The organism is Sulfitobacter maritimus (genome assembly GCF_013346665.1).
GTDB classification, from domain to species: Bacteria; Pseudomonadota; Alphaproteobacteria; order Rhodobacterales; family Rhodobacteraceae; genus Sulfitobacter; species Sulfitobacter maritimus.
Genome location: NZ_JABVBB010000032.1, coordinates 32368 through 58471 on the forward strand (window position 1 = coordinate 32368; position 26104 = coordinate 58471).

Here is a 26104-nt window from a genome sequence, read left to right on the forward strand (position 1 = left end):
CTACCACATCTTCTAGGGAAGCTTGGTATGAAAACGATCGGACCCGTCTTGATCGTCTGCTTTTCCCGGTCTTTCGGGGGCGCAGATGTTCGGGTGCTACAGACGGCGCGCTGGTTGGCCTCGCAGAACATCTCTTATGTCGTGGCGGTCTTGGAAGGCACGACGCTGCACCAAAGATTGCGCGAAGAAGGCCTCTCTGCACGGGCTTTTCGCTTTGCCCGAGGTGATCCCCGGCTTGCTTTAGAGCTTGTTAAGCTTGCACGCAAAGAGCGCAGCCGGGTCATTGACGCGCATAATATGCAATCTCAATATTGGGCTGCCCTTGCCGGGCGGGTTCTTCGTTTGCCCTCTCGTGTGGCAACTGTCCATTCAGTCTACCGCCAAACGCATCCTGACTTTCCGCGGCGCCATCTACACGAGGGCGCGCTGCGGTTTTGTGCCCGTTCGGGTTTTTGCTTTATTGCTGTGAACCATGTGGTGGATGGCTACCTGAAGCGGCATTTTGTTCGCGCTTCAAGCCAAGTGGTGTTGAGCCAAAACGGGTTGGAGCCGCTGACCGCTTCGGTTCGTGCTCATGATTTGAGGCAAGCCGCTGGTTGGCCAACGGGGGGGATCCTTCTCGGCACAGTGGGTCGGCTGGAGACGGTGAAAGGGCATCGCCACCTTTTTACGGCGATAAGTCATCTGAAGAAAAAGGGCCTGACCGATCTGCGTCTCTATATCGCCGGGACAGGACGGGACGAGGCAGCCCTTCGTGCGCAGGTGCATAGCCTGGGGCTTGAGGACCAAGTGTATTTTGGCGGCTTCCAAACCGACATACCCGCTGTCCTTGCTGGGCTAGATTTGCTTTGCCAACCTTCTGACAGCGAAGCCTTGCCATATTCGGTGCTCGAAGCCTGTCGGCAAGCGGTACCGGTTCTTGCCTCTGATCTGCCCGGGATCACTTCTGTCCTGAAAGACGGCGAGACGGGGTTTGTCTTTGAAGGAGGGAATGACAGCGCATTAGCGCGTTACCTTGAATGCTTAAGAGAAAATGCGAACAAAAGGCACACCGTTGGGGTTGCCGCTCAGGCCATGGTGCTTCGAGACTTCGGCATTGATCGGATGATGGAGAGCACCCTTGCCGCCTACCGTGGTGACAGCCTTGCCCGCTGAGCTCTGAAGACTACCGCGCAGGTTTCTCCCAAATAGCGTAAGATTTTCCGCGCAAGATATCCCACATGGCAAAAAGCGCTGCGATATTGCCGCGATATACATGGTAGGCCGCCAGTGGAAGGCGCAGGCGCCAGGATCGGCGCGCTGCCACCCCGCCCACCAGTATGAGCGCCGCTCCCGCCAGTTGGAGGGCGAAAAGATGTTCCATGATGCGTGGAGCGGCTTCCTGCAACACGACGGCAAAATTGGTGGCAAAGCCCAGGAGCATGAAAATCGGCAAGAAAAGGCGTAGAACTTTATGCGATAGGAAAGCAAACAATGGCCAAGGGTATCTCCATGGCCAGTTCTCCGCGCGGCCGATCAAACGCAGCCTTCCAGCATTCATGCGGCGTCGGCGTTGGGTTTCCAGATCATGGTCTGCGCTGGCGGGCTCATAGCTATGCGCTTCGGGGGCGAATACCACCCGGCGTCCGCGCGCAAGATTGGAAAGGGTCAACCATGCATCATCATTTACGGTGCCGCCTGGGATGGGGCGCCAATCTTTGCGCCTCACGGCGATGATCTCTCCTACGGAGGCTACTGTGGAGCCAATGCGTGTCTCACACCGCCTGATCCAGGCTTCGTAGCGCCAGTAAAGACTGTCGCCCACCCCCACACCATCTGCACCTTTGGTGTGTTTAGCTCCGCTGACCACTGCGACGCTCGGATCGCTAAAGCCCCGTCTGATCGCCTCGACAGCATTCGAGGCATAGATCGCATTGGCGTCAGAGAAGAGCATAATGTCCCCCGAGGCCTTTGCTGCCGCCCGGTTCATGGCCGCTGATTTCCCCTGACGCTCCGGCCGGTAGAGCACAGTGATGTGATCTTGCCTTGCTGCCAGGGCTCTGGCCACCTGTTCCGTCCCATCCGTAGACCCATCACAGATCAAGATGATTTCGTCGGGAGGAGGATCGAGTGCAATGCTGTTTGATAGCTTTTGGGAGATGATCCCCGCTTCGTCGTAGGCGCAGATGATGAGAGATACACTGAACTCCTGGATTTGGGTCTGGGAATCCCGGCGCTTCTTGAATCTTGCAAATGCAGCGATAATCAACGGATAAAATACGTAGTGATACAATTGAAGAAATACGCATATAATCGTAATAAGGATAAGGCTGGTCATAATAGTGGCTTCCTATGGTTCAGGATGCTCGAATGCCGGTTGTTCCTATACTAGATGCGCTATTTGTAAGAAGAAAAGTCTTTTCATGGATGCGCATTCGTCCCTTAAGCGGCAGACAATGCAGGGCGCAGTTTGAGTATAGCGCAAAATCTTCGGAATTCCGCGATGTCTCTGGAATTGTCCCTGCGGAAAGCAAAGAGCGCAGCGCTAGCCAAGGGGGCTAATCCCAAATGATTAGGCACCGGATATCAAAGATAGGGACACAATATATAGGTATAATATAGGATTTAGATACTTCTTGTGGGGTATTAGGTTCACCGATACTGGGTTGGGAGAGGCCACCGGCCTGTGTTCAACTTCTTGACGAGATAGACAGCGTTGCCGGAATCGGAAATGTGGCATAACCTTGTCAATGATCCGCAGCTTATTGAAACGATGTAAGAATAGATATCGGGAACACCGTCGGATCTCAGAGTTTTGTGAGTGTCCTTTGTTGAGGATGTGATCAGAGTTTTCTGACATAATTAGTTATCTTGCGGGATTCCTAAACGACCGAGGCAGAATTTATAACAGGCCAGTCTAAGGATTGGCGCGATGTGTGCATTACTAGTACAAGATGCCAGCTCTCTACCCGCTGGATCTCAGTATATATTTGACGAGGGGAGCACCGGATATGCTTCGCTGGTAGATGGGCGGACATCCTATCAGAAGGTCGCCAAACGCTCATTTGATATTGTATTCATATTGGCAGCACTGCCTCTTCTGATCCCGCTTTTTCTGCTGATCTCGATTGCGATAAAGATTGAGAGTAAAGGGTCGGTGTTTTATGCGCAACGTCGCACCGGGTATCTTGGCGCACCTTTCTTCATGTTTAAGTTTCGCTCCATGCAAGAGGATGCAGACGCTCTGCGCGCCTCGCTGTCCCATTTGAATGAAGTCACTTGGCCTGAGTTCAAGCTAACCCGAGACCCCAGGATCACAAGGGTCGGGCAGTTCCTCCGGACAACGAGTCTTGATGAATTTCCTCAGCTTTTTAACGTGTTGCGAGGAGAGATGTCGCTTGTCGGCCCGCGTGCCTGTTCCGCCCGGCCCGAAGACTACAAGCCCTGGCAGCTTTCTCGCTTATCGGTAACCCCGGGTATCGCCGGGCCTGCACAGTTATCGGGCCGTCATGCGCCCTTTGATGAAAAATGCCGCCAAGAGCTCGACTATATCGCCCGTTACAGTCTGACCGCAGATATCAAGCTACTGGTCAAGCTCACGGTGAAGCTCCTAACCGCGCCTGATGGAAAATGAGGGGCATGGGTATAAATACCGCGCATTTCGAGGGTATATTTTTACTAACCTTAGTGGCTGCGGTATCTTCTATCGCCGTGGTCTCGAACGTTATTGAGCTCCCGGCCCCCATGATCTTGGGCGCCTTTACGGTTATTCCAATTGTGATCTGGATGGTTGCAAGACCGCCCTTGGCGATCGCTTTCGTGTTTTTCTGCTTTTTCACCAACGCTCAACAGGTCTTTTCGCTGGTGCATGGGTTTGACTATCTAACCGAGCTGTTGTTACTCTTGCTGGTCGTTCTCTTTGTGAACGATCTTTCTCAAAGGCGCTTGCCAGGTGCAACCTGTGGAATTTTTGCATCTTTGCTGTTGCTCAATGCTGCGTTTGTCTTATTGCAAGTTTCCTTTGGGGCGGGAATGCAGTTTGCCGTTGAGATTATCAAGCATGGCTTGATCACTCTCATAGTGCTGATTTTACTCATAGATATCCCTCGGATCAAAGGCGCTCTAGCGGGTATTGTCCTCGCCTTGGCGTTCATGTCCGGCATTTCTGTCATTCAGTATATCTTCGATCTTTATCACCTATCTTTCGGTGGATTTGGTGCTGCTACCTACCATCACATCGTAGGAGATGTAGATTACTGGCGCATTGATGGCCCCCTGACCGATCCCAACTACTATGCTCAGGTACTCTTAATTTCTTTGCCGTTTGCCATCATGGGGGCGGCAAGGAGCGCTTCTATTGTGTGGAAAATTCTATGCGTGATCGCGCTTTGTGCTGGTGTTGCTGCCTTGTTACTTACATATTCCCGGGGTGCTCTTATCGGCTTTGCAGTGCTCGTAGTTGCTTACAGTTACGGACGTTGGCGACTTCTCCTATTCACGGGCGCTGCTTTGTCATTATTATTGTTCGCGGTAGATGGTTCCTATCTCGAGCGGCTGTCGGTTGCGTCTTCTGATATTATCGCCCTTTTGCGCAGTGAGGGCTATTTGCAGGACACCGCGATAAGCGGTCGTTTGTCCGAAATGGTTTTGGCCATCTACCTCTTTCTTGAGCACCCAATGTTCGGGATTGGTGTTGGTCAATACGAGGGGCTCTACCAAGATGCAGCGCGTCATTTCGGATTGATGGCGCGGGGCGCGGATCGCGAAGCCCATAGCCTCTTGTTGGAGCTCTTGGCCGAACGCGGGCTCGTGGGGACTTTGATTTATCTGCTTACTGCGGGGGGCGCTCTTTTTTGCGCTCTGCGTGCGCGGGCAAGAGGCGGGGCTGCCACACCCATGGTGCGCGCATTGCTCTACGCGCTGCTGGCCTATGCCAGTACTTCGCTTTTCCTCCATGAAGCCTTCCCGATGTATTTATGGCTGCTCATTGCGCTCTGTTTTTCCGTAGCGCAAATAGCCCCGCTGTCTACGTCGGCGCAGGCTCGGGAGGGGGATTTATGGACCTATGAAGATGAGACGGAAGGAGGTGGTTATGCAAGCCATTGATCCAACAGGACTTCGCCACAGACGCCCGAACTTACACGCATTTCGCGGTGTGATGCGGCACTGGCTTGTGCTGCTCGCAGGCGCCATCATGTGCGGGGCGGTTGTCTTTGTCCTCGCCTCGCAAAGGCCGGTGCTACATCAGGCTGACAGTTCGCTTATCTTCCGTTTTGGCCGGGAGTATTTACCAAGCAATGCAGCAATCAGCTCATGGAAAGGGGAGCCGGTCCGTGTGGCCATCAATGAAGCCATTCATACCGAAATGGAAATCCTTGGCAGCCGCAGAGTTCTGGCTGAAACGCTCAAACGGTTTCCAGGCGAGCAAAAGCGGGCTGAAAAGGTTGGGTTCGCAAAATATGCGGCTGACCGGCTGAGCATCAAGCGGGTTGAGGGCACATATCTCGTCAGAGTGGCTTATCGGCACGAAGAGCGCGGCATGACGGAGGCATTCGTAAACGTCCTGCTGGGCAACTATTTGACAGAGCGCACAAAGCTGCTTGTGAATGATCCCTCTGAGACTTTGAGAGAAGCTGAGGTCGCCGCGGCAGCGGATTTGATGCGCCTTCGCGGCGAGCGCTTGAAGGCGGCTGCCGCTCCCGGTGAGGCTGGTCGCATGGAGAGGGGGGGCGTTTTGACGGCTTCAGCACAGACCAGTTTGGATACCGACTTGGCACTGACAGAGGAGCGCTATCGTCGCATCGCGCAGCTACGCGGGGAGTATCAGCTTGCTGCCCAGATAGAGAGCGGACAGGGACCGGTGATCGAAGTGCTTGATCCGCCCCAAGCCGCGCAAGACCCCTTGGGTATTGCGCCTCTCGCTCAAGCGGGCTTGGCCGCGCTTGCAGCATTCATGGCTCTCTCCGCGACAATTTTCGCTTGGGAGTGGCTCAAGATTGTTTTGAAGCCCCAAAGACAGACCGACGATTTCCTGCAGTATTTTTCAAGAACTCGGTCGGGCGCAGCCCAGCCAGATCTGGGCGTGAAGGAAAGCGAGAAGGTGACGTGACCTCGCAGCGCGTTTTGGTAGGAACGAGGAGAGCGTGATGAAGTATCTCGTGACAGGCGGATGCGGCTTCATTGGATCGCACCTTTGCCATGCTTTGAAGGCGCGGGGCGATGAGGTGGTCGTCCTCGATGACCTTTCTTCTGGCCTTGGCGCGCGTTTGCCTGAAGATTGCCGGTTCATTATTGGCGATGTGCGTGATCCTGACGCGGTAGCTGAAGCGATGCATGGGGTTCACGGGGTCTTCCACCTGGCAGCCGTTGCCTCGGTTCAAAAATGCAGCGAACAATGGCGGGAGGGCCACCTTACGAACCAGGCCGGCGCCGTTACTGTATTTGAGGCCGCGCGCGAATTGGGAAAAGTACCGGTTGTCTATGCGTCTTCCGCAGCTGTCTACGGAGATGCCGGCCATTCGCCTCTCATGGAGCACCGCCGTGCGGCGCCCCAGACCCCTTACGGTGCCGATAAATATGGCTGTGAGTTGCATGCCCGTGTGGCTCAGCTGATGTATGGGGTGCGGACAGTCGGCCTGCGGCCCTTCAATGTGTATGGGCCGGGACAGGACCCGAGTTCGCCATATTCAGGCGTGATATCCATCTTTGCCGACCGGATACAGAAGCAAGAGCCATTTCATGTGTTCGGAGATGGGAAGCAGACAAGGGATTTCGTCTTCGTCGAAGATGCGGTGCGCTTCTTTCTGGCAGCCATGGGGCTGCACAACCGTCGACCGGCAATTTTCAATATATCCACTGGGCGTGCGACATCCCTGCTTGAGCTGATTGCTTTGCTTGAAGACATCTTGGACGAGCGGGCACAGTTTGTTCACGTCGCTGCAAAAGCCGGTGATATTCGGCATTCTCGCGGGATGCCGCTAGAGGCCATGCAGCGGATGGGGGCCGTTGCGAAAACATCTTTGAAGCTTGGTCTCATCAAGACCTACAACCCAGACAGGCTGCGCCAACTGCTGGTGCTCCGCGCAAGTAACAAAACTTCCCCCCGCCACCGCGTGGAGCCCGAACCGAGGCTGTAAAGGAAACTCAGACAAATCCGGAAATAGGCCCCTGATCCTTTGGGAGGGGGAACTTCCCCCCGCAAGGGCTGTATTCCGTGATGGCCTTTATCCGTTCCTGCGATCCCACTTGAACGGAGCTGGCACACAAGCGCAAGTAAGCTCATTTGGCTCTTATACCCGCTTTACGGCATGTGCATTGGGAAATATACTGCACCCACAACATGAAGGAGAAACCTTATGATCCGGACCATCCTGATCAGTGACTACATTCAAGTTCAGGGTACGTTCGTGCGTAACTTGGAAGACGGCAGCGTTGTTGTGTCGACCGGAAGCGGTCAGTTTGCAGGTCGTCCGATTCAAGGCGAAGTCAAGGCTTCTTCACAAGAAATGCTGGCAATCGCCTAATATCCCGAGATGCGCGCAGGGGCGCATCTGGTCCGTCGAAGGATCATGCATGACAGGCAGTTCTCCATCGGTGTGAGAGTTGCATGCTGCCAGTAAAAAGGCGAGCGTTATGATGAAAAACTTCATAAGCGATATCCATAAATTTAACGAATAAATGCGGCGCGCCTCAGAAGCGCATAGGATGCCTTATGCAAATCTATCGCCTGACCGTTCAAGTCATGAATGAGATCGAACTCAAATCCGAGGGTTTGCGCGCGCTACCTCCCCAAACGGTATTCTCGGATTCCCATGTCGAGGGGACCCATTAGCGTGCCGCGGCATAGTGGTCTTACCTTGGGCGATGAAGCCTTAGATCCTGACACGATATCAGAAGTGATCGGGGCACTTGGTGACATGCAGATGGCGGACATTGGTCGTACGCCACGCTTGGCAGGAAATGTCATGTCAGATGCCGCTTTGATCATTCGGGCTCTGGCTGACAAAGCTGGTATCGAGATCGACTGAGCCCGCATCTTTGGGCCAGGCTCAACCCTTCCAGTTGATTTTTGCACCGCAAGGAGTTTTCAATGGCGCAAGGGAACGCTTTGTGCGTGTCCAAAGCGCTGCGGGAGGCTTCAGAAGGGAGTGAACGATGGATGGGAAAATGGCGCGAATAACATGGAAAGAACCCGACCGGGGGCGGGGCTTGAGGCTCAGGCTGCTGCGACCCATCTGTTGGATCCTTGGCCACGGGATTTATCAAAAAGACACCGAAAGCTGGATGGAGGCCAAGCTTGAGTGTCCCAGATGCGGGCGAACATTCCGCAGGTAGATTATACGAGGCGGCGGTCTCTGAGCAATATCCCAAAATGTGCGGAGCAATGGCTTTGGGGGCGAGGCTATAGGGATCGCGCGTGAGAGATGCTGCCCAAGTGCCAATCACTTCGCTCTGACGACCTGCTCCTCAGGCCAAGGCTGTTCTATCAATAGCAATGATCAGGCCACCGCCTCTGCAGCCATGACCCTCTTTGTTGGAACAAAGACAAGCATGACGCCCGCTGGGGCGGTCATCAATGATTACCATGGGCTGCCTCTGATGCTCAGGATGGGAGTTTCGGATGCCCCTCGTGAGGGTGCTGGGACGACCCCTTCATGATGTAAGACATCTACCCATACCGACCTGAGCGCTGTTGTTGGCGTGCCCGGGCCAAAAAGTAGGGGCAAACACATGGATCTTTGAGCATGCGTTTTGCCCCTGACTTTTGCCAAAGGAAGTTTTCTTGGCGCTTAGTTTTGCACTCTCTCAAAGATCGTCCCAGCCAAAGGACCACAAGAAGAACCTTCCCCCTCGACGTCTTGTAATGTGAACCCCTCATTCTTGGCAGCTACGGCACAGCGCAACGGAAAGCGCACACCGGGGCGCAGATCTCCTTCAGGGTTCGATAGGACCAACATGCCTTGTTGCGTGGCATACCGGCCCTTCACTTCAGTCCCACGCTTCTCATTGCGCATCCGGAACGCGCCCTCGGGACGAAAACGGGCGTTAATTTCGCCGGTACGGTATGTGCCCGCAGCAAAAGCGGGCTGGACTTCGTCCGAAGCGTCACGCGACGTGTCTTCAGAAGCAGTGGTTTGGCCCTGTTTTGCGTCTTGCGTATCTGTAGGGGAGGGGGCACCTGAATTGCTTTCTCGAGCTTTCGTGCCCCGCGATGCTGTCTCCTGGGCCTGTGCCAGGGGCCCCTTTTGCTCCATCTCCTGTTGCGCAGCAATACGGCGCTCCACATTGAGCAACTCATCCGAACGAACCTCGAGAAGCTCCGTGACGTCACGCAGTTCAGACTGCACTTTCGCGCGCTGTTCTTCAGCAGCGGTGACATCGGACTGCAAGGCGGAGCGGCGGGTGGCGAGCTCGGAGACCGCTTTCGTCAGTCGCTCTTTTTCCTTCGCAAGGCCGCTGACTTCTTCGGTCAGCTTGACGGAGGTTTCCTGGGTCTCGGCTTCGGCACGGCGGGCTGTTTGGATGCGGGATTCAGCATCGGCCAGCGCCTTGCTGAGCTCAGCCGCCTCTTGTTGCAGCGTGGCAAGGGTGTCACGCTGCGCGCTTTCTTGCGCGCGCGCTTCCTTAAGTCGTTCCCCCACTGATTCAAGTTCTTGAGTGACTTTACTCAGCGCCGCTTCTGTCTTCTCCCGTGCGGATTGGCGCGTCCCTATCACTTTTTCGATCTCTGCAAGCTCATCCCGTTGGTTTTCGAGCTGCGTGGTCGATTGCTTGAGCTGTGAGCGGGTTTCTTCAAGAGAACTCTGGGCCGCCTCGGTCTCCTTTAGGGCGGCGTTGCGCTGCGCGGTAAGCGTGGTGAGTTCGGCTTCAAAATCTTTACGTGCGGCCTCAATCTGGGTGGTCATATCGGCGAGATCTGCGTTCAGCTTGGTTTCCGCGCTGGCTTTGCGCTCTGCCAAGGCTGCCAGTTCGGCCTCAAAGTCCCGCTCGGCCGCCTCGCGCTGCTCTTTCAGGCCTGCGAGCTCACCGCTGGACGTCTCGATGCGCGTTTCAAGGCTATCCAACTCGCCAGAGGCCGTCTCCAAGGCCGCGAGGGCGGCGGCCACTTCATCGCGCTCGAGCGTAGCCGCTTCAATCTGACGGTTCATTTCGTCTTCCAGGTCAGAAAGGGCAATATTCTGGTACCCTCCCCATATCCAGCCAAGTGCTGCGAACAGAGCAAAGGCAATAAGGCTGGCGCGGCTGCTCTCGGGCTTTTGGGGCTGGTTCTTTCCGGATTTCTCTTGCGTGTCTGCCAACGTCATACTCCCCTCTCGTATGCCTCTAGCTAGGCTGGGTTTCGCGGATGTCACCCCAGATCTGGTGGGTGTTTCTCAGTATATATCGCTCTCACCTAAACCTGGCTGAACCGAGCGAAGCGGATCTTGTCATTAAAGCCTTCTTTGGCAGAGGCAATCCAGATGGCCCGGCCGTGCTTAGCCCCAGATCTGCCTGGCACCTCCGCTTCCAACTCGCGATTTTCACCTGTGTAACGAATATTCGAGGGGAAAGGCAGGATACCCGCGCTGCCATAAGGGCTAATGTGCTGATGGCTACACATATGGTACAATTCCCATTGGTCATGAGTACGCCGTGAAAAACATTGCCGAGAGGTTCGGCTGCTTTTACGTTGGAAGCATTGAAAGCTCAGACGTTTGGACATCTGCTTCGACGATCCATTTGCCCTGATGTGTGGCTGTAGCGGTTAGCGCACCTGCTGTGGCAGGGCATTGGCTTTCGAATTGATCGTAGGGGATCAGGGCTTTGAAACAAAGAAATATCGTGTGGATCATCAGCATTCTCGTCTTTCTGCCGGCCGCCTATCATGGGGTGCTTGTTCTCGCCGGTTTGGCCGTGGCTGCGTTTTTCTACGAACTTGGCAAGTTATCAGGGACGATTGATCTTTCGCTACGCGTTGAGCAGGAAGCTGATGGCGCTGTCGGTACTCCCTCCGTTATTACGAAGGATGGGGAAAAACCTCAAAGCCCTTGAGACCCCTTGCTGAACTAAGAGACTGACCTCCTCTTTGCGGCAGGGGAACCCAAAACACCCAAGCACAGTTCTTAATATGACCCACCCGCGGAGGAATGGCCCACCGCGCGCAGGGAAGAGCGAGGAGTAGAAACATGCTCACGACAATTAGAACGATGGCTTTTGCAGCCGGTGTCAGTGCGATTGCACTCGGGGGTGCCGCATCTGCTGATGACCCGATCCAGATCTCGGGGATCAATGTTGAGACCTCGGTTTCCGCAGCAGCGGAAAGCAACGGCATTCAGTTTTACCCTGATCTGGCGGAGGATGTGCGCGCTGAGGTGGCCAAACGGGTGCCGCTGAGCAGCGATGGCGCTGACCCGGAAATCAATATCGGTATTCGGAAGATCGCGCTGAACGGCGCAACCATGTTGGGCGATGATCGTCTGTTCAACCAACTCGAAGGAGTTGTCGACATTACGAGCCCGACCGGTGAAAACAGCGGTCGGAGTTTTTCAGTGAAGGTTGCTGCGGCAAGCGCAGATCAGATCGTCCCTGAAGGTTACGTGGCGGTTCCTCCTTCGGAGGCTGACTTCTACGCTGCCATGGTTTCGACCTTCGCCGACGTTGTTGCGGAAGGTTTGGCCAAAGTGAACACCTCCAGTGGTGTCGTAGACCCCTGATCGCGGTTCAGGTAGGTTGACTGAGCCGCGTCCCTACCGGCTTTTCAAATAGATCGGTGCAGATCCGGATCGGGTCTGCGCCTTTTCATGTGTACCCGCGCAGCCGAACGGTGACGAAGCGCATTTTCTCAAACGGTTGCGGGCAACCTAGCCCCCGACGGCGTGGAGCACGTAGCACTCGAGCGCGCCGCTTTGCTGCATTGCATCGTATACGTCACGATGCAGCGTCCCCTTGAGGCGGGATGAGTATCTTTCGCAGTCAGACATGGCATCCGATACGGCACGGTCGTAATGGGTGCGCTTGGTTCGTGCGACGACATAAAGCGAGTTGCCGGCCAAGACGGAATATTTTTTTCCCTCCAAAATAGAGGTCTTAAAGTATTGCTTCTGAATGTATGCCTTTTGGCTTGGCGTCAGGGCTCTTACGTTACCGGAAAGCGTTTCTACGCTATTTGGAACGGCAACTGCCAAAACCCGACAATCGTTGTTCTCGGTGTATTGGTTGCAACGGGCCAAAGCGATCGTTTTGGAGTGCTCTAGGTTCGAAGATGCCTGTGCTCCCCATGCCGGACTTGAGAGGCTGACGGCGAAGGCCGCGTTGAAGTCTGTCCGCTTCTTGAAGCTTGCGTATGCCATCTGCTGGTTTTCTCGCATCTGGACTGTGTCAAACTGAAAGATACGCTTCGCATCCCCTTTTTCCAACTCCAAAGCGGATGTGGAGGTGGCGCAAGCGAGAATAATGGATGCAAGCAAGAATGTCGCGGCTCTAGGCTTTGCGAACTTCAATCTGGCTCTTACGATCAATGTGTGTCCTTTTCGCGAAACAGAACAGAGTGTCTATTGCGCAGCATACTCCATGCCCCCTTGTTGATGTGCAAGGATGTGGGTTCCCATGCGGCCAAAATAGCGCTTTCGGTGTATTTCGATCACGCGGAGCCTATATGCGAACTTTCGGCCTCGTAAGCTCGCACAAGGCACGCCAGTGCCGTCGGGTCAATCGTAGCGCCTCAAAGCATCGCTCCGATAGACCTTAGGCCGACCATGAGCATTGAAAGAGGCGCGGAGCCGACCAAATGGCCACATTCAAATGACCCGTTTCCATTGCCTTACACATCGTTTGTGTGTATATTGCATGTGATGCAGGAGAATGGCATGCAGACCAAAACAGAAAAGCAACGCACAAACATCACTTTGACGGTGGAAAATCTCTGCGCTGCGCGGGAGTTGGGCCTGAACGTGTCCGCGATCAGCGATGCTGCAGTCGCAGAAGCGGTGCGGAGCGCGCGGGCCGCGGCTTGGGCCGCGGACAACGCGGCGGCGATCTCAGAGCGCCGCGCTTGGCTTGAGGCTCATGGGATGCCGCTGGCAGACCTTCAAGTGCTGCGACTCGGCTGATGGCACAGTTTCAAGTCTATCGGGTAACCGGCGGACGGCTGGTGCTCGATCTCCAGACGGATCTGATCGACACCGGTTCCCGCGTCGTCGCACCTCTGATTCCGGTTTCAGCCGGGCCAAGGGTCATCGGACGCCTCGAACCGGTTTTCGAGATTGATGGCGCTGCCCATGCCCTACACACCGCAGAGATGGCGGCGATCCCTTCCACGCTGCTCAAAGCCCCTTCCATCGCAGACCTCTCCGGAGCCGACTATGAGATCCGCGGCGCCCTTGACATGGTTTTCTCAGGGTTCTGAGTATGTCGGGTTGGCCGGCCCCTTCCGCCGCGCGCTGTCGTTATTTGGATTGAACAGCTTAAAATACCGACGAACAAATCTACCGGACCGATGTCTCGATCATGCAGTTAACGCAAATGGTGACCGAGATTGGCGGCTCTGAGTGGTGCGTTACAAATGACCCGAGCAAACCTAAAGGCACTCTGCAAAAGTTGAAGGACGTATGCCGCTTGGGCGATATAGGCTGGCGCGCCTCTGTCGCGCTCGAAGGCGTTGGCACCCTGCGGCCATATTGTCTCTCGGCTGCGGGTGAGAGCAAACACAGGTGCATTTTCTCGATGAGGTCTTTGCCGGCCCGCAAATCCTTGCGCCCCGCCACTGCCTCTTACATGTAGAGACGTCCGAATGCTCGATAACGCGCAACATCGGATTTTTGCCAGGTTACCTGTCCCCAAGAGCCAGCTCCCAGAAACCCTGGCGAGGACCCTGTGAGCTTATCTATAGCAGAAATTGCGCGGTCTAACCTTAGGCTGATCCGTTAATATACTGCGCGGCATGCGACGCAACGCACGCGCGTGATGACTTCAAGTGCCAAGAACGCGGAACCGCGTTATTTATCCAACACGGACGGACAGGACATCCTGCTAGATAGATGTGGACGAGCGCGCGGTTGCAAAAAAGCAGGTTATGAGGAGATCGTCAACTTGCCTGCTAAGTAAGCATCAACTATACTCCTTGTTTATCCGCTTTCTTGGAGGATGCTGTGGGAAGAGTGAAGGTGAACCTGACGCTTGATGCGGATGTGGCGGAAACGGCACGCGCACTTGGTCTTAATATGTCACGTGTTGCGGAAGCTGCGATCAGTGAGGCGGCAAAGCTAGAGCGCAACCGCTTATGGCGGACAGAAAATCAAGCAGCGATCAATGCCTACGCGGACGAGGTGGCTAAAGAGGGTTTGCCCCTTACTGGCTTAAGAAGCTTTTAAACCAGGGTTGCGATGGCGCAGTTTGATCTTTATCGCCTGAAAACCGGGCAGCTTGTTGTGGATCTGCAAACGGACCTGATCGGTATTGAGGCCTCGCGGGTTGTGGCGCCTTTGCGCGACGCAGGTCGATATACGGCATTCCCTGGACTGACACCGGTTGTCCACCTTGACGGAGCAGCATGGATTGTCCGCGTTCAAGAGCTGGCAGCGGTCCCCGGCTCTGAGCTGCGAGAGCCGGTGGGGACATTGGGAGAGCATCGTGACGCCCTAAAACGCGCTTTGGATATCCTGATCGACGGGATTTAGCCAATCTATCTTTCGATCACGTCGTTTCGAAAGCATAGAACCGCCGCGCTACTCAATTTTTATAGTGTTTTTTCATAGGTGTCGTTGGTTGCGCCAGCTTAATGTGCCCCGGTTGGGTGCCCATTCCTATGTCAATGCATGGTTGGTCTTAACACAGGGTACCGTGCGGCATGGTGCGTCGACACTGCGCTTTATGGGGCAGACGTTGATGAGTGCCGCAGCGGGCGAATGGCGTCGGCCAATCTGGCCCCTGCCAATGGTCTCCGAAACAGCGGGGCGGCGCGACGTCATAAATCGTCACTTTCTAGCTCGATCCGGCGCCTGATACTTGGTTGCAAAAAAGATCCGGCATTCCACCATTGATGGACAGACCCCGCAGCATTCTGGCGGCGTTGTGACACGGCTGCAACCAAGGCGAGGGCCGCCGGGATTTTTTTACGGCCCCGATTGGGAAGAATGTTGTGAAATAAGGGCTGGGACTCTACAGCTAAGGAATGAGTACACCGGCCCCCGTTTCACCGGACACCTAAGCGGTTTCGGTTTTGGCCTTGGAGAACTCGCGAGGCGAGCGCCATCTTAGGCCGCTGTGGGGGTGATTGTTATTATAGTCCTCGATCCAGTCTCCTATCAAATTCAAAACGGTTTCGGCATTGGGTAGTGGATTGACGCGCACGTAATCGCGTTTGAGCGTCTTTACGAAGGCTTCGGACATGCCGTTGGATTGCGGGCTGGCGACTGGGGTGAAGCATGACTTCAGGCCGATCTGGCGAGCGAAGATGCGGGTTTCCTTTGCTGTGTAAGGTAAGCATCCGGCGCAGGCCACAGGTGGGTCATCGCTCGCGATCACGGTCCATTTCGATGAGCTCCTGCAGGTTTTCGATCCCAAACGGAGTGAAGGCGATGACACTATCGTCGCCGGGGCCGTAGACCCAGATTATACCATCTTCGGTTTCCATACCGATGGCGAGATCAAAGATCTGATCAACGGTTTCGCCCAGTTCGACAGCGACGCGGTCGATTGTCTTGACGGAATACACCTTGTTGAGCTGCATGGTTACGCTGCTTGTGGAAAGGATAGAGCTTTCCAGTTCCAAGGCAGAAGTTCATGCACGCGCGAGACGGGCACGTCGGGCAGCCGGGCGAGAACATCGGCGAGCCAGGCCTGCGGATCGATGTCGTTCATTTTGGCGGTGACGATGAGGGTATACATGGCGACAGCCCGTTCACCGCCGCGCTCTGAGCCTGCGAAGAGCCACGACTTTCTGCCCAGTGCCACGCCACGTAAAGCACGTTCGGCCGTATTATTCGTCAGACAGATACGCCCGTCATCGAGGAATGCCGTGAAGGCCTGCCAACGGCCATGCTTCTCAAACATGTAGTTGATCGCCTTGGCCACCTTGTTGTGTCTGGACAGTTTCGCGCGACATGCCCGTGCGACGCGCGATCTCGCGGGTCGATAGTTTCTCGCGCAGTGCCATACGTCGAATGATGTTCAAAAGTCCCATGTGTATCACTCCAATGTCCCCCATTGCGCATCGCGCTGGAGGAAAGGTCACATGGCTCAAATCTCAGTGGAAATTATCTGCTTACCCGGCTCACTTCTGCGTGGAAATCTACAGCGGTCGATCATGGGCAGGACGGCATTCGCTGCAACGCCGTTGCCCCCGGACGGATCGACACAAATCTCAATCAGAGGATGATCGAGGACAGGCCTGATCCCGAAAACTTTCGTAAGGAGATCGGGCGCATCCATCCTCTGCGGCGCACTGGTTCACCGGACGAGGTGGCCGCGCTCGTTGCCTTCCTGGCATCGGAGGATGCAAGCTTCATCACCGGCGAGGTCTTCACCATCGATGGCGGGCGAATGTCTCAGTTAAGCCTTCCCTGATCGACCGTCCGCTTCGTCCGCCTATCGGACCTCAAGCCTGCTCCAAAAAACCTCGACTGTGAACGTTCAAAATGGGTGTGTTTTTGGCGCTACCAGATAATATCTATAAGCCGCCCATCACTATGTTGACAGACTCCGACCCCACCAGCTGTCGTGAGACCACTTGAGTCAGCATATTGCAGTTCACAGGATAGAGTTGATCCTCGATTGCCAAGCAATTTGGCAACGAAGTCTCCAGTATAGCTGGACGCCACTAATGTAGACAGGCCTACATTACCAATAGCTGTTGAGCTTCCTCGCATTACAGATTTGCCAACGAATACTTCTTGATCAATGGTTGCTGTTAAGCTGTCACTCGACATGCCTTGTTCGTATGAAAACGCTACCGGTTCGCCGGTACCTCGAACCATTCCCTGCATGTTGCCGCTGCACGCCGAAAGTGTAAGTGCCAGTGCAGACGCTGCGATAAATGATTTTAGCATGAAGCCCCTCAGTTATTTCCTATAACTGTAGCGGCACAAGGCCGTTTGGGCAATTTGGATTTCTGTATTAAGAGTCCAGCCCAAAACGACCGTTTTCGAACGGTTCATCGAAGCAGGAGTTGAAGCAAACTGAACCAATGTTCGAAAAGTCCGCTCAGCGGACCTTTTTGCACCGCGCAGCGAAGGGCGAAAAAGCCCCGTTCAGCTCCTGGGCTGAAATGCGGAACGCCGAGGTCAAGTTAACAGTATGGCCAATACGGTTTCACGCCACGCTGCTCGGGCCGAACTTGGAAAGTGTTAAATACCCTTTCACCGAGCCTCCGCATGCGACACGAAGCGGTTGAGTTTGGGGCAAGCTGAAAGCCATTGATCACGGAGGCTTCTCTATTGCGATATAGAAACACCTGTAGCGCCCGATCCAATGCCGACATCCAGACCGCCTGCGGCGATCCATTCGTGCCGGTTCGGAGCTGTCATTGACGCAATTGCGGACTCGCGTTGCGGAGCGTAAAAGTCCTCACCATCGCCGGGAGATCTCAATGGATCAGTCCGATCAAGATCTCGATCAACTTGACGCGCTGCTGCGTGCGCTGCCCGTTGATAACATGCCGATGACGCTCAGCGAGCTCGATGGCTACATAGTCGGTGTTCTTGCCTGCCCGGAGATGATCCGGCCTTCGGAGTGGCTGCCTCAGGTCTGGGGTGAGACTGGAGAGGCAGAATTCCCTGACGAAAAAGTCGCCGAGGAGACTATTAGTGCGGTGATGGCACATTATAATTTGGTCGGCGCGTCCATAACCGGCTCGCTTTGGGTCGAACCGATTTACGAGGTTGATCCCAATAATGACGAAGTCATGTGGGAGCCTTGGGTCGATGGCTTCACGCGCGCCATGCGGCTACGGCCGGAAGCTTGGAACCAACTTCTCGATCACGCCGACGAAGAGACGCGAGCGACGATGATCTTCCTGATGGCGCTTCAAGATATCTACACCGGCCAAAGTAAGTTCACAAATGAGGAGATCGACGAGATCGACCTGGAGGCGCCAGATCTGATCCCAAACTGCGTCGCTACAATACTCCATCAGTCTCGCCCTGAGCTTTCACCTCGGGTTTCCGAAATGGGCCCCGGTATACCGTTCAAGGCAGACCGCCGGCCAAGGCAGAACGATCCATGGGCCTGTGGGTCGGGACGCAAATACAAGAAATGCTGCGGCCGACACTGAGTTGGAACGCTTAGGCTTCTACGCAGCCCTAAGCCGACCTTGGGGTATTGCGCAGCTAATGGCTTCGAGCCCTCTTTGACCGATGCTGCACCGTGCGTGAAAGTCTGCTATCGTCGCGCAAAGCAGAGAATTTTGGAGCCGCCGATGCAAATCTATGTGACAAGCGTTTTTGTCATACGGCACGCACTCGATGCGACGGACCAAAGTCGCCCAGATCTATCGCAAGACCGGAAACCTCCGTGCGGTTCAACTCCTACTTGGCCATACGAAGATGGACAGCACCGTCCGTTATCTTGGCGTCGAGCTGGAGGACGCACTCTCGATCTCCGAGTCAGTCGAAATCTGACCGGCCGGGCCGTCCTTCGTGGACGGCCCTCTCCGGACATTCGCCCGTAGGTCCAACGCTGCAGAACAGCTTACCCGAACCGATCATTCATCCAGGCCGCAGCATTATGAACGATCCGACGGGCGTTGATGTCTTCGACTTCCGTCGGGTATCCCTTTGCGAGATCAATGATCGCGCCAATGCCCTGCCCGTGAACCTGCTGTGGGGCGTGCTGGAGCTTGGCTGCGATCTGGAGTGATGTTTTTGTCGACACAATAACTTGTCGGTTGACAATTTAAGGGAGGAGAGTATCTTCAGTGCCGAGGAAGAAGCACACGTCGAAGGAAATCGAGGCTGTCGTCCAAGAACTGGAAGCTCTCGGATGGGACCTGATTGAAGGCAAAGGGCACGTATGGGGAATTCTCCGCTGTCCTGCCAACGATAAGGAGTGCCGCTGCGGCACGTTCTGCAACATGTCGGTGTGGTCCACACCCAAGAACCCGCAGCAGCACGCGAAGAAGGTTAGGCAGAAGGCCCTGTCCTGCGTGAGGCTTGAAAAAAAGACGAAGGAAAAGCCGATGTCTGAAGAATTCGAATTCGAACTGGTCTTCGCGCTTCCCGAAGGAGAGCACGACGCATTTGGCCTGTCCGACGCCGTCTTCGAGGCTGGCTTTGAAGATGCCCTTGTGGGCACGGGCCAAGCTGGCCTGGTCGGCGTGGAGCTGGAGGCTGAAGGGGACGACGCAGAGGTCGTGATCCTCGATGCTGCGCGGGCACTGATCAAGGCGCTGCCGCAAGGCACTGTCCTGCGCGAGGTTCGCCCTGACTTGGTCAGCTTGGCCGACGTGGCGGAGAAGCTGGAGGTCAAGCGTCAGGCCCTTCAACAGCGCAAGATGCCACTGCCGGTCTCTGGTGGGCTATACCGCATCGATGAGATGGTCGCCGCCGTGATGGAGGCCTCGAAGCCGAAAAAAGGCCAGAGGCGCGCGCGGATGAACATTGCTGCAGCGTCGAAGTGGTTCCGAGCTGGAGTGGCCGCACGGAAGGTGAATGCACAGCTGACGATGTGCGAGATTGATCCCGCGACAATTGAACGATCGCCGCGGGCGGCGAGAGAAGAGCCCGTCTTTCTGCGTCCATGAGAAAAGGCCGGCCCTCTTCATTCTTGAGAGAGCGCCCGGACGCGGTGGCTTAGAAACAGTTTTTTGTCTATAAGAGGCGATCCGATCACCGCCCCGCTTTGAGCAAGGCGTGTGCCCGGATCATCTGGGTGATGCCGCGTTGGGCTATATCAACGTCTGCTTTACAAAACGCTCTACCGCTCTCGAAGAAACCTTCGGGTGGAAACGATCACAAAAGCCTGTCGCATCAGGGATATTCCAGATCCCTGCCAACATTTAATGCACGGGCTGGCGGTTGGACCCCAGCGGTTTTATTTCCGGCTGTTTTATTTTCGGTGAGCTCGCGGCCTCCAACCGGCGTGCGGTTGGTCGGCGAAATGGTTGCTAGTCGCAAACCATTCCTGGCATTTTTTTTAAAGCCCCTGATCAAGGTAGGCCGGAATTTTGCACCCTGGCTGTCTGTTAGTCTGTGTTATCGAGCAAGAGACCCAAGCAGGGGACGACGTGCGAAGGCGCTACGAGCTTCATTTTGCAGATTTGACAGTTTTCACAAGCGATGAATCCTCTACAGCCTGACTGCTGCGCCAAAGCACACGGAAAACCACGATCCCGCCGGCAAAGAGAACCGGGCCCAGAATGGAGACCGGGCGCGTCATGTCATCGCCGATTGTCTTAGGTACCACAGCGGACAGGACAGCCCCATAAGCGCCAACCAATAAGATGATGGTTGCCAGGATGTATTGTTCTAATTTACGGGCGTGGCGCAGGACTGTTTTGCATAGCAGGCGAGCTGCGGCGGCCAACATCGCAAGATCATAGACGTAATTATAAGGGCTGATCAGGGCGGATACGACGACCCCGGCGCCCATGAGAACGCGCGGTGGAGGTTTTGCAAAGCTAAGCCGCACCAACGCGCCAAGAGCGGCCAGAACACCTGCTACATGCAGAACCATGGCCACGGCATGATCAGCGCCAGATGACAGCACAAAGGCATAAATTGATGTCATGCGGAACAGAGGAAAGGGCCTGGGCCGTCTCCGCGATCCCGCCGAAGGCTGCCGCCCAGACCTCTGTGCCAAACATCAGTGTGGCCAAGCCGCCAAAGAGGCCAATGACGGCGAAGGATTGCGCTGCCATGACCCACCGGCGATCTAACAAGGCCCAAAAGCCAACGCCAAGCGCCAGATGCGGTTTGATGGCCATCAGCCCCAGCGGCACACCGGACCAGCGAGAATTGCGCAGGACCAGCATGCAGGTCAGGCCGATCAAGCCGCCGGTCAGGAAGCTGTTTTGTCCCGACCGGATGATGAGCAAAATGAGCGGCAAGCTGCGGGGTCTAAGCTTCGCGGCATGTTCCCCAGTATCTGGTGGGGAACTGTGATCAAAAAACGGCGTGGGGCGGGCCTCTTCGTGAAAGGAAGCTTTCATAAAACCCTTCGAGGCGCAGGTTTCCTGATGAAGGAAGGCTCGATGGCTGGATTGTGCGTTGTGGGGGCGGGCATCGCCTGACTTTCATCTTCAAACCCGATGTTGAAGCACCGACCGTCTACCTTGCCTTGGTGTATTTTGATGGGCGGAGTTGGATGAAACTGGCAGCGAACCAACGGATTTTTTCATCCAATAGCGTTCTGCGCATTTAAACCGCCGCGCGAAGAAACGGCTGACGGAGGTCAGCTTGCGAGCCAAGAGTCCCTAAGGCCAGGATGCGTGGGACGCTTTAGCCGTAGCTGCCGCGTTGGGCGGTGAACATTGCCGCGTAGAGGCCTTCTTGGGCCATCAATTCAGCATGTGTGCCTTCTTCGACGACCCTGCCTTCGTCCAACACATAGATCTTGTCCGCATGGGTCACGGTGGAGAGGCGGTGCGCGACCAGAATGGTGGTCTTGTCCTGCGAGAGCTCTCGAATGGCATCACGCACCTTTTCTTCGGTGCGCTGATCCAGCGCGGAAGTTGCCTCGTCGAGCAACAAGATGGGCGCTCCGCGCAAAAACGCGCGGGCAATGGCGATACGCTGCTTCTGTCCGCCTGAGAGCTGAGAGCCTTTGGGGCCCAGAGGGGCATCGCCGCGGTCGCGCATCAGTTGGTCAATGCCAACTAGTTCCGCCGCGCGCCAAATCTCTGCGTCAGTGGCATCCGGACGGACGTAGCGGATGTTTTCCCAAATGCTGTTGTTGAAGATGACGATATCTTGGGCCACAACCGAAAAAGACTGACGCAATTTGTCGACACGCAGCTCTTTGATGGGCGTGCCACCAATGGTCACGACTCCGTCGGAGACATCATAAAGCCGCGCAATCAGGCTCAGGACGGAGGTTTTACCCGAGCCTGTGGCGCCCACGATCGCAGTGACCTTTCCGCCCTCGAAGGTCATGTTCACCCCACGGAACAGGGGATGTTTCTCAGAGTATTGGAAGGTGACGTCGTCCAATACGATATCGCCGTCCGGATTGAACGTCTCTTTGGCGTCGGGGGCATTGGTGATTGAGGGGCGCTCGCGATACAGCGAGCGTAGGCTGTCGAGAATGATCAAACTGGCCTGCATACTGACAAAAAAGGATGTCAGACGGCGTGCAGGGTCAAATATCAGGGCCATGCCGATCATAAATCCTATGATTCCAGCACCATCCATCCCAAAATCCGGACTGAGCGCCATATAGCCGCCCACCCCGATGATCAAAACGTAGATGATTGCCGATAGCACGTCGACGGTGGGGCTCATCATGGCTTGCAACGCCTGCAGGCGGATCGAGAGATCCCTGATCTCCCCAGTGGCCTTGTTGAGGCGGGCTTTTTCTACAGGCTCCTGGTTCGAGATTTTGACCGTGCGCATGCCGTTGGACATCTCTTCGATGCCGGACATATAGTTGCCCATGGCGTTTTCGGCCGTGGCCTGCGTGCCTTTGATGCCTTGGGATATCCGCCGCACCACAATTGTGATGATGGGGATCACCACAATCACCAGCACGAACAAGGGGGCGTTCTTCCAAATCAGGTAGCCGGAAACGGCGACGACGGTGACCGTGTCACGCACCGCATTTACGGTGGTTTGGCCAATAAATCCGGATAGATCCTGAGCCTGGTTGACCAGGCGTAGGATCAAATCGCCTGATTTGGTTCGCTCGAAAAAGGCCAGATCTAAGGTCATCATGTGATCAATCAGATCGCGCCGCATTTTGTAGACCGCATCACTGGCCAGCCATGCCGAGAGCCGCGGTACCCAGTAGGACATCACGGCGCGCAAGAGGAAGATCCCCAATACCATGCCGCAGACCCTGACCAGGCCGGCGACATCTCCGCTGTCGAAAATGACCCTCAGACCGGTTTCAGTTAGGGCGATGAACTGCTGATAGGCGAAGCCTTGTACCAGGATCATGGCCATCACCAGCCCGAGCCAAGGCGTGCGCTGCTTGAGGTAGGTGTTCCAGAACCAGGCGAGGTTGTCCTTGTCCTGATCATTGAACAGCGGCGCGCGTGGTTTGCCCTTGCGCTTGCCAGCGTCTACCGCTTCTGCCTCGGCAGAGTCTTTTGGGTCTTTGATGTCCATGCTGTGTCTTACGCGCCTGTGGGTTCGGGGGATACCGCTGCAATGATATCGGTTGCAACGTCTTTCCAGCTGCGCAGCGAAGCATGGTTGCGCACCACCTTGTCTTTGAGGGCGGCATAGGCCTCAGGATCGGTGTGCATCTTGTCGATAAGGGCGGCAAGCGCGGTTGGATCGTTGGGGTCGAAGTATTCTGCCAGATCGCCACCGACTTCTTGCAAGGCTGGTACCGCGGCCGCAAGACCGGGCGTGCCCATCCACAGAGCTTCGCCAAGCGGCAGGCCAAAACCCTCCATATGGCTTGGAATGACCAGGGCCAGAGCTTTTTGGTAAAGCGCACGCAGGCTGGCTTGGTTCGGGTTCAGGATCAGCTGGATTTTGTCTTTGATGGGGGCGAATTCGGCCTTCTCCAGGTAGGAGACGGTTCTTTTCCGGTGAGCGCCTGCCAGAAGGAACATCGGGACAGGGCGGCCCTGATTGTGAAGATGCAACATCGCCTGGACCACGCATTCAAGGTTCTTGCGGCCGGTCATCACGCCCACGCCGAGCAGATAGGGGCTCTGGGGGATTTCGATGTCCACTTGTTCGTTTGTCTCGCGTAGCTCATGGGGCAGGGGGGTCGGCACCACTTCCGGAATGTCCGGCAAATGGCCCGCGGCCGCGAAATGCTCAATTTCGGACTTGGTAAAGATCGAGTTGGTAAGCAGCTTTTCTGCGTGCTCGATGACGATCCGATTATCATGCGCATAATTGCGCGCGAACATGCTTTGGCGCGGATGAGCGAACTCGTGTAAGGGAATCATGTCATGCAGAAGCGGGACAAAGCGCATGCGTATATTTTGATTGTCCAACGCCACAAGATAATCCGCCATCATTTTGGGACGTCCGAGCGACACCACGATCTGACCCGACAGGTCCACTTCGCGCACATGCCCCTCAGGGACCGCACGCCGCCATCTCTTGAGGCAGATGCGTTTTACCGCAGCGTGTACGAAAGGGTGGAGCGCATCCCGCAACTTATGGGGCTCAGGAAAGCTATAGCGCAGCCGCATAGGCTTGGCTTCGTTAGGAATATTGGGGTCGCAGACACCTGTCTCTGACTCCGCGCCGATGCGGGGGCTTACCTCGAAAAAACGCTCATGGGCTGGGGAAAAAACGACAAAGCGGACATCGGCGGGTGAGCGGGCAAGCTCATAGCCCACTTCCATGACGGTCCGGGCGATCCCATAGTACTGGAATCTGACACCAGAGGACAAAAACTGTTCCGAAAGATCATAGTATATAGGGCTCATAAGTCCTCTTATCATCGCTTCCGGGGTTGAGGAACGCTAAATTCTTCGTCAGTTAATGCTGTCAGGGCAGAACTCTACCGCTGTTGAGCCGCTGCCACCAGAGCCTAGGAAAATAGACCGCCTATGTATTATTTCGACCTGACCGACATCCTTCTTTACGTGGAGAAGGAGACTTCTGTTTCGGGCATTCAACGGGTGTCTTTCGAGGTCATTAGGCGCATGGTCGCGCGCCTTGGCGCCGAGAACGTTCGGCTAAGCTATTGGGATCGGACACGTCGAGAGTATGTGGCGCTTGAGGCGGATTTTCTCGAGAATATGAAGGAGTTCTCGGCTGACGAACTGGGACGGGTCTTTTTTGGTAGAAAAGCTCGCTCCCAGCACGATGCCGCGCCCACTTTGGTGCGCTACCGCAACCGACCTTTGAAGTACTGGTTTTATCATCAACTGCGCTCCTATCATGCCGCACGTGGTCATGAACGCTATTTCGCGAAGATGGGCTCCAGCATCGAGGAGTGGAACGCCTTCAAAGCGCGCAAAGCACCTGCGCGCACCAAGGCTATTGAGGAAGCGCCCCGCGAAGTCATGAGCCGGATCGTCAAGCCGGGTGATCAGCTGATCATTCTGGGCGCGATCTGGAACATCGACGGGCTGGAACCAGCTCTGCAACGTCTCAAGGACACCAAGGGTCTTCAAATTTATCAGCTTGTTCATGACCTGATCCCGCTGATCGCCACAGAGCATATCGCTGCCGATTTTTCGGGCGAGTTTTATCATTGGTTGTTGTCTTCCATGGAGTACTGTGACCGGTTTATCGCAAACTCTGAAAACACGGCGCGCGATTTGCAGCGGTTCATGGACGAGGTTGGCAAGCAGCGTCCGATCGACGTGGTGCCTTTGGTGCAAAAATTTAGCGTGGTGCATTCTAACCGCGTAGACGACCCCTCCAAGCCCTTCAAATCACGCCTCAGCAGTCTGCAAGGATTGGACCAATCTGTGCTGAACCTCACCAAAACCCCCTTTGTGTTGGTGGTGGGAACGATGGAATCGCGCAAAAACCTCTGGTCCTTGGCTCAGGCTTGGCTGCGGTTAACCCGCACCCCGGGGCTTAATGTGCCCAAGCTGGTCTTCGCGGGGAAGCCAGGGTGGTACAACGATGACTTTGAAAGCCTGATGGAGGCCACCGGTAATCTCGGCGGATGGGTGCAGTTTGCCAAACGCCCCAGCGACACCGAGCTTGGCTTTCTGTATGAAAACTGCCTCTTCACCGCGACCGTGAGTTTTTATGAGGGGTGGGGGCTGCCAATCGGTGAGAGCCTTTCTTTTGGCAAAACGGCTGTGGTAGCAGATAACTCTTCCATGCCCGAAGTGGGCGGGGACATGGTAGAATATTGTGATGCCCGGTCGATCAGCAGCATCTACGACGCCTGTCATAAATTGATTGCAGATCCCGAGCACCGTCAGGTCTTGGAAGAAAAAATCAGCCAAACCTCGCTACGAACATGGGACGATGTGGCAAAGGATGTAGAGACTGTCTTGCACCAAACTCATGTCTGATTCAGACTAGCAGGTAGGAGGAGGTATGCGTGTGGCAGTGCGCTC

Annotated in this window: 28 protein-coding genes and 3 pseudogenes; 19 read left to right on the forward strand and 12 right to left on the reverse strand. The window is 55.5% G+C overall.

What is annotated here, in order from left to right:
- The first annotated feature begins 27 nt into the window (after window positions 1–27).
- Window positions 28–1155, forward strand: a complete 1128-nt coding sequence (locus tag HTT03_RS09385) for a glycosyltransferase family 4 protein (RefSeq protein ID WP_174859588.1) — start codon at window positions 28–30, stop codon at window positions 1153–1155.
- 10 nt (window positions 1156–1165) lie between these two features.
- Here HTT03_RS09385 and HTT03_RS09390 read toward each other — a convergent pair whose 3' ends face one another.
- Window positions 1166–2317, reverse strand: a complete 1152-nt coding sequence (locus tag HTT03_RS09390; protein WP_174859589.1) for a glycosyltransferase — start codon at window positions 2315–2317, stop codon at window positions 1166–1168.
- 594 nt (window positions 2318–2911) lie between these two features.
- Between HTT03_RS09390 and HTT03_RS09395 the strand changes: the two genes are divergently transcribed.
- From HTT03_RS09395 to HTT03_RS09420, 6 genes are all read left to right on the forward strand, one after another.
- Window positions 2912–3613 carry a sugar transferase gene (locus HTT03_RS09395; RefSeq protein ID WP_174859590.1) on the forward strand — a complete coding sequence of 234 codons (702 nt, stop codon included), beginning with the start codon at window positions 2912–2914 and terminating at the stop codon, window positions 3611–3613.
- Between the two features lie 5 nt (window positions 3614–3618).
- Entirely contained in the window at window positions 3619–5085 is a 1467-nt protein-coding gene (locus HTT03_RS09400) for an O-antigen ligase family protein (protein WP_174859591.1), read from the forward strand.
- On the forward strand, window positions 5072–6088 hold the full coding sequence (locus tag HTT03_RS09405; RefSeq protein WP_174859592.1) for a GumC domain-containing protein: 1017 nt from the start codon (window positions 5072–5074) through the stop codon (window positions 6086–6088). Before HTT03_RS09400 ends, HTT03_RS09405 begins: the two co-directional genes overlap by 14 nt.
- 37 nt (window positions 6089–6125) lie before the next feature.
- Window positions 6126–7115, forward strand: a complete 990-nt coding sequence (locus HTT03_RS09410) for an NAD-dependent epimerase/dehydratase family protein (protein ID WP_217482788.1) — start codon at window positions 6126–6128, stop codon at window positions 7113–7115.
- A 219-nt stretch (window positions 7116–7334) separates the two neighbouring features.
- The gene (locus HTT03_RS09415) at window positions 7335–7502 is read left to right on the forward strand and encodes a hypothetical protein (RefSeq protein WP_174859594.1); all 168 of its coding nucleotides are present in this window, start codon (window positions 7335–7337) and stop codon (window positions 7500–7502) included.
- Window positions 7503–7790: 288 nt separating this feature from the next.
- Window positions 7791–8006, forward strand: coding sequence for a hypothetical protein (locus HTT03_RS09420; protein ID WP_174859595.1), 216 nt, complete (start codon window positions 7791–7793; stop codon window positions 8004–8006).
- A gap of 762 nt (window positions 8007–8768) precedes the next feature.
- On the opposite strand, the gene HTT03_RS09425 is transcribed toward HTT03_RS09420, so the two are convergent.
- Complete coding sequence (locus tag HTT03_RS09425; protein WP_174859596.1) at window positions 8769–10283, reverse strand: coiled-coil domain-containing protein; 1515 nt, start codon at window positions 10281–10283, stop codon at window positions 8769–8771.
- Between the two features lie 517 nt (window positions 10284–10800).
- On the opposite strand from HTT03_RS09425, the gene HTT03_RS09430 reads away from it, so the two are divergent.
- Both HTT03_RS09430 and HTT03_RS09435 read left to right on the forward strand, forming a co-directional pair.
- Window positions 10801–11010: a hypothetical protein gene (locus HTT03_RS09430; RefSeq protein WP_174859597.1), complete on the forward strand. Its 210-nt coding sequence runs from the start codon at window positions 10801–10803 to the stop codon at window positions 11008–11010.
- 134 nt (window positions 11011–11144) lie between these two features.
- A complete protein-coding gene (locus HTT03_RS09435; RefSeq protein WP_174859598.1) occupies window positions 11145–11672 on the forward strand; it encodes a hypothetical protein in 528 nt (175 codons plus the stop codon).
- A gap of 147 nt (window positions 11673–11819) precedes the next feature.
- Here the strand turns inward: HTT03_RS09435 and HTT03_RS09440 are convergent, their stop codons facing one another.
- On the reverse strand, window positions 11820–12458 hold the full coding sequence (locus HTT03_RS09440) for a hypothetical protein (protein WP_174859599.1): 639 nt from the start codon (window positions 12456–12458) through the stop codon (window positions 11820–11822).
- Between the two features lie 366 nt (window positions 12459–12824).
- Here HTT03_RS09440 and HTT03_RS09445 point away from each other — a divergent pair, with 366 nt between their 5' ends.
- The 4 genes from HTT03_RS09445 to HTT03_RS09460 all read left to right on the forward strand — a co-directional run bounded on the left by HTT03_RS09445 (window position 12825) and on the right by HTT03_RS09460 (window position 14633).
- Complete coding sequence (locus tag HTT03_RS09445; protein WP_174859600.1) at window positions 12825–13067, forward strand: type II toxin-antitoxin system CcdA family antitoxin; 243 nt, start codon at window positions 12825–12827, stop codon at window positions 13065–13067.
- Window positions 13067–13363 carry a CcdB family protein gene (locus HTT03_RS09450; protein WP_174859601.1) on the forward strand — a complete coding sequence of 99 codons (297 nt, stop codon included), beginning with the start codon at window positions 13067–13069 and terminating at the stop codon, window positions 13361–13363. The genes HTT03_RS09445 and HTT03_RS09450 overlap by 1 nt, the downstream gene beginning before the upstream one ends.
- A gap of 757 nt (window positions 13364–14120) precedes the next feature.
- Window positions 14121–14327 carry a type II toxin-antitoxin system CcdA family antitoxin gene (locus HTT03_RS09455; protein WP_343035771.1) on the forward strand — a complete coding sequence of 69 codons (207 nt, stop codon included), beginning with the start codon at window positions 14121–14123 and terminating at the stop codon, window positions 14325–14327.
- Window positions 14328–14339: 12 nt separating this feature from the next.
- Window positions 14340–14633, forward strand: coding sequence for a CcdB family protein (locus tag HTT03_RS09460; protein WP_174859603.1), 294 nt, complete (start codon window positions 14340–14342; stop codon window positions 14631–14633).
- A gap of 526 nt (window positions 14634–15159) precedes the next feature.
- Here HTT03_RS09460 and HTT03_RS09465 read toward each other — a convergent pair.
- From HTT03_RS09465 to HTT03_RS09480, 4 genes and pseudogenes are all read right to left on the reverse strand, one after another.
- Window positions 15160–15432: pseudogene (locus HTT03_RS09465) on the reverse strand (integrase core domain-containing protein); the annotation flags it as partial.
- Between the two features lie 31 nt (window positions 15433–15463).
- Window positions 15464–15685, reverse strand: coding sequence for a hypothetical protein (locus HTT03_RS09470; RefSeq protein WP_174859604.1), 222 nt, complete (start codon window positions 15683–15685; stop codon window positions 15464–15466).
- 2 nt (window positions 15686–15687) lie between these two features.
- Window positions 15688–16056 (reverse strand): annotated as a pseudogene (locus tag HTT03_RS09475) (IS66 family transposase); the annotation flags it as partial.
- Window positions 16001–16138 carry a hypothetical protein gene (locus HTT03_RS09480; RefSeq protein ID WP_174859560.1) on the reverse strand — a complete coding sequence of 46 codons (138 nt, stop codon included), beginning with the start codon at window positions 16136–16138 and terminating at the stop codon, window positions 16001–16003. The gene HTT03_RS09480 and the pseudogene HTT03_RS09475, both read right to left, overlap by 56 nt.
- Before the next feature lie 23 nt (window positions 16139–16161).
- On the opposite strand from HTT03_RS09480, the gene HTT03_RS09485 reads away from it, so the two are divergent.
- Window positions 16162–16521 (forward strand): SDR family oxidoreductase, encoded by a 360-nt coding sequence (locus HTT03_RS09485; RefSeq protein WP_174859605.1) that lies wholly within the window; start codon window positions 16162–16164, stop codon window positions 16519–16521.
- Between the two features lie 89 nt (window positions 16522–16610).
- On the opposite strand, the gene HTT03_RS09490 is transcribed toward HTT03_RS09485, so the two are convergent.
- A complete protein-coding gene (locus tag HTT03_RS09490) occupies window positions 16611–17003 on the reverse strand; it encodes a hypothetical protein (RefSeq protein WP_174859606.1) in 393 nt (130 codons plus the stop codon).
- 539 nt (window positions 17004–17542) lie between these two features.
- On the opposite strand from HTT03_RS09490, the gene HTT03_RS09495 reads away from it, so the two are divergent.
- The 4 genes and pseudogenes from HTT03_RS09495 (at window position 17543) to HTT03_RS09500 (ending at window position 19693) form a co-directional block, all read left to right on the forward strand.
- On the forward strand, window positions 17543–18226 hold the full coding sequence (locus HTT03_RS09495) for a UPF0149 family protein (protein ID WP_174859607.1): 684 nt from the start codon (window positions 17543–17545) through the stop codon (window positions 18224–18226).
- Window positions 18227–18398: 172 nt separating this feature from the next.
- Window positions 18399–18572 (forward strand): annotated as a pseudogene (locus tag HTT03_RS18730) (integrase); the annotation flags it as partial.
- Between the two features lie 106 nt (window positions 18573–18678).
- Window positions 18679–18810 carry a hypothetical protein gene (locus tag HTT03_RS18840; protein ID WP_281361048.1) on the forward strand — a complete coding sequence of 44 codons (132 nt, stop codon included), beginning with the start codon at window positions 18679–18681 and terminating at the stop codon, window positions 18808–18810.
- A 58-nt stretch (window positions 18811–18868) separates the two neighbouring features.
- A complete protein-coding gene (locus HTT03_RS09500; protein WP_246253428.1) occupies window positions 18869–19693 on the forward strand; it encodes a hypothetical protein in 825 nt (274 codons plus the stop codon).
- Between the two features lie 503 nt (window positions 19694–20196).
- Here HTT03_RS09500 and HTT03_RS09505 read toward each other — a convergent pair.
- The 4 genes from HTT03_RS09505 to HTT03_RS18735 all read right to left on the reverse strand — a co-directional run bounded on the left by HTT03_RS09505 (window position 20197) and on the right by HTT03_RS18735 (window position 24142).
- Window positions 20197–20679 (reverse strand): hypothetical protein, encoded by a 483-nt coding sequence (locus HTT03_RS09505; protein WP_174859608.1) that lies wholly within the window; start codon window positions 20677–20679, stop codon window positions 20197–20199.
- Entirely contained in the window at window positions 20639–21100 is a 462-nt protein-coding gene (locus HTT03_RS09510) for a glycosyltransferase family 87 protein (RefSeq protein WP_174859609.1), read from the reverse strand. Before HTT03_RS09510 ends, HTT03_RS09505 begins: the two co-directional genes overlap by 41 nt.
- Window positions 21101–21389: 289 nt before the next feature.
- A complete protein-coding gene (locus tag HTT03_RS09515; RefSeq protein WP_174859610.1) occupies window positions 21390–23216 on the reverse strand; it encodes an ABC transporter ATP-binding protein in 1827 nt (608 codons plus the stop codon).
- 8 nt (window positions 23217–23224) lie between these two features.
- Window positions 23225–24142 (reverse strand): glycosyltransferase, encoded by a 918-nt coding sequence (locus HTT03_RS18735; RefSeq protein ID WP_343035772.1) that lies wholly within the window; start codon window positions 24140–24142, stop codon window positions 23225–23227.
- Between the two features lie 678 nt (window positions 24143–24820).
- On the opposite strand from HTT03_RS18735, the gene HTT03_RS09525 reads away from it, so the two are divergent.
- Window positions 24821–26059 carry a glycosyltransferase family 4 protein gene (locus HTT03_RS09525; protein ID WP_246253430.1) on the forward strand — a complete coding sequence of 413 codons (1239 nt, stop codon included), beginning with the start codon at window positions 24821–24823 and terminating at the stop codon, window positions 26057–26059.
- Window positions 26060–26104: the final 45 nt, after the last annotated feature.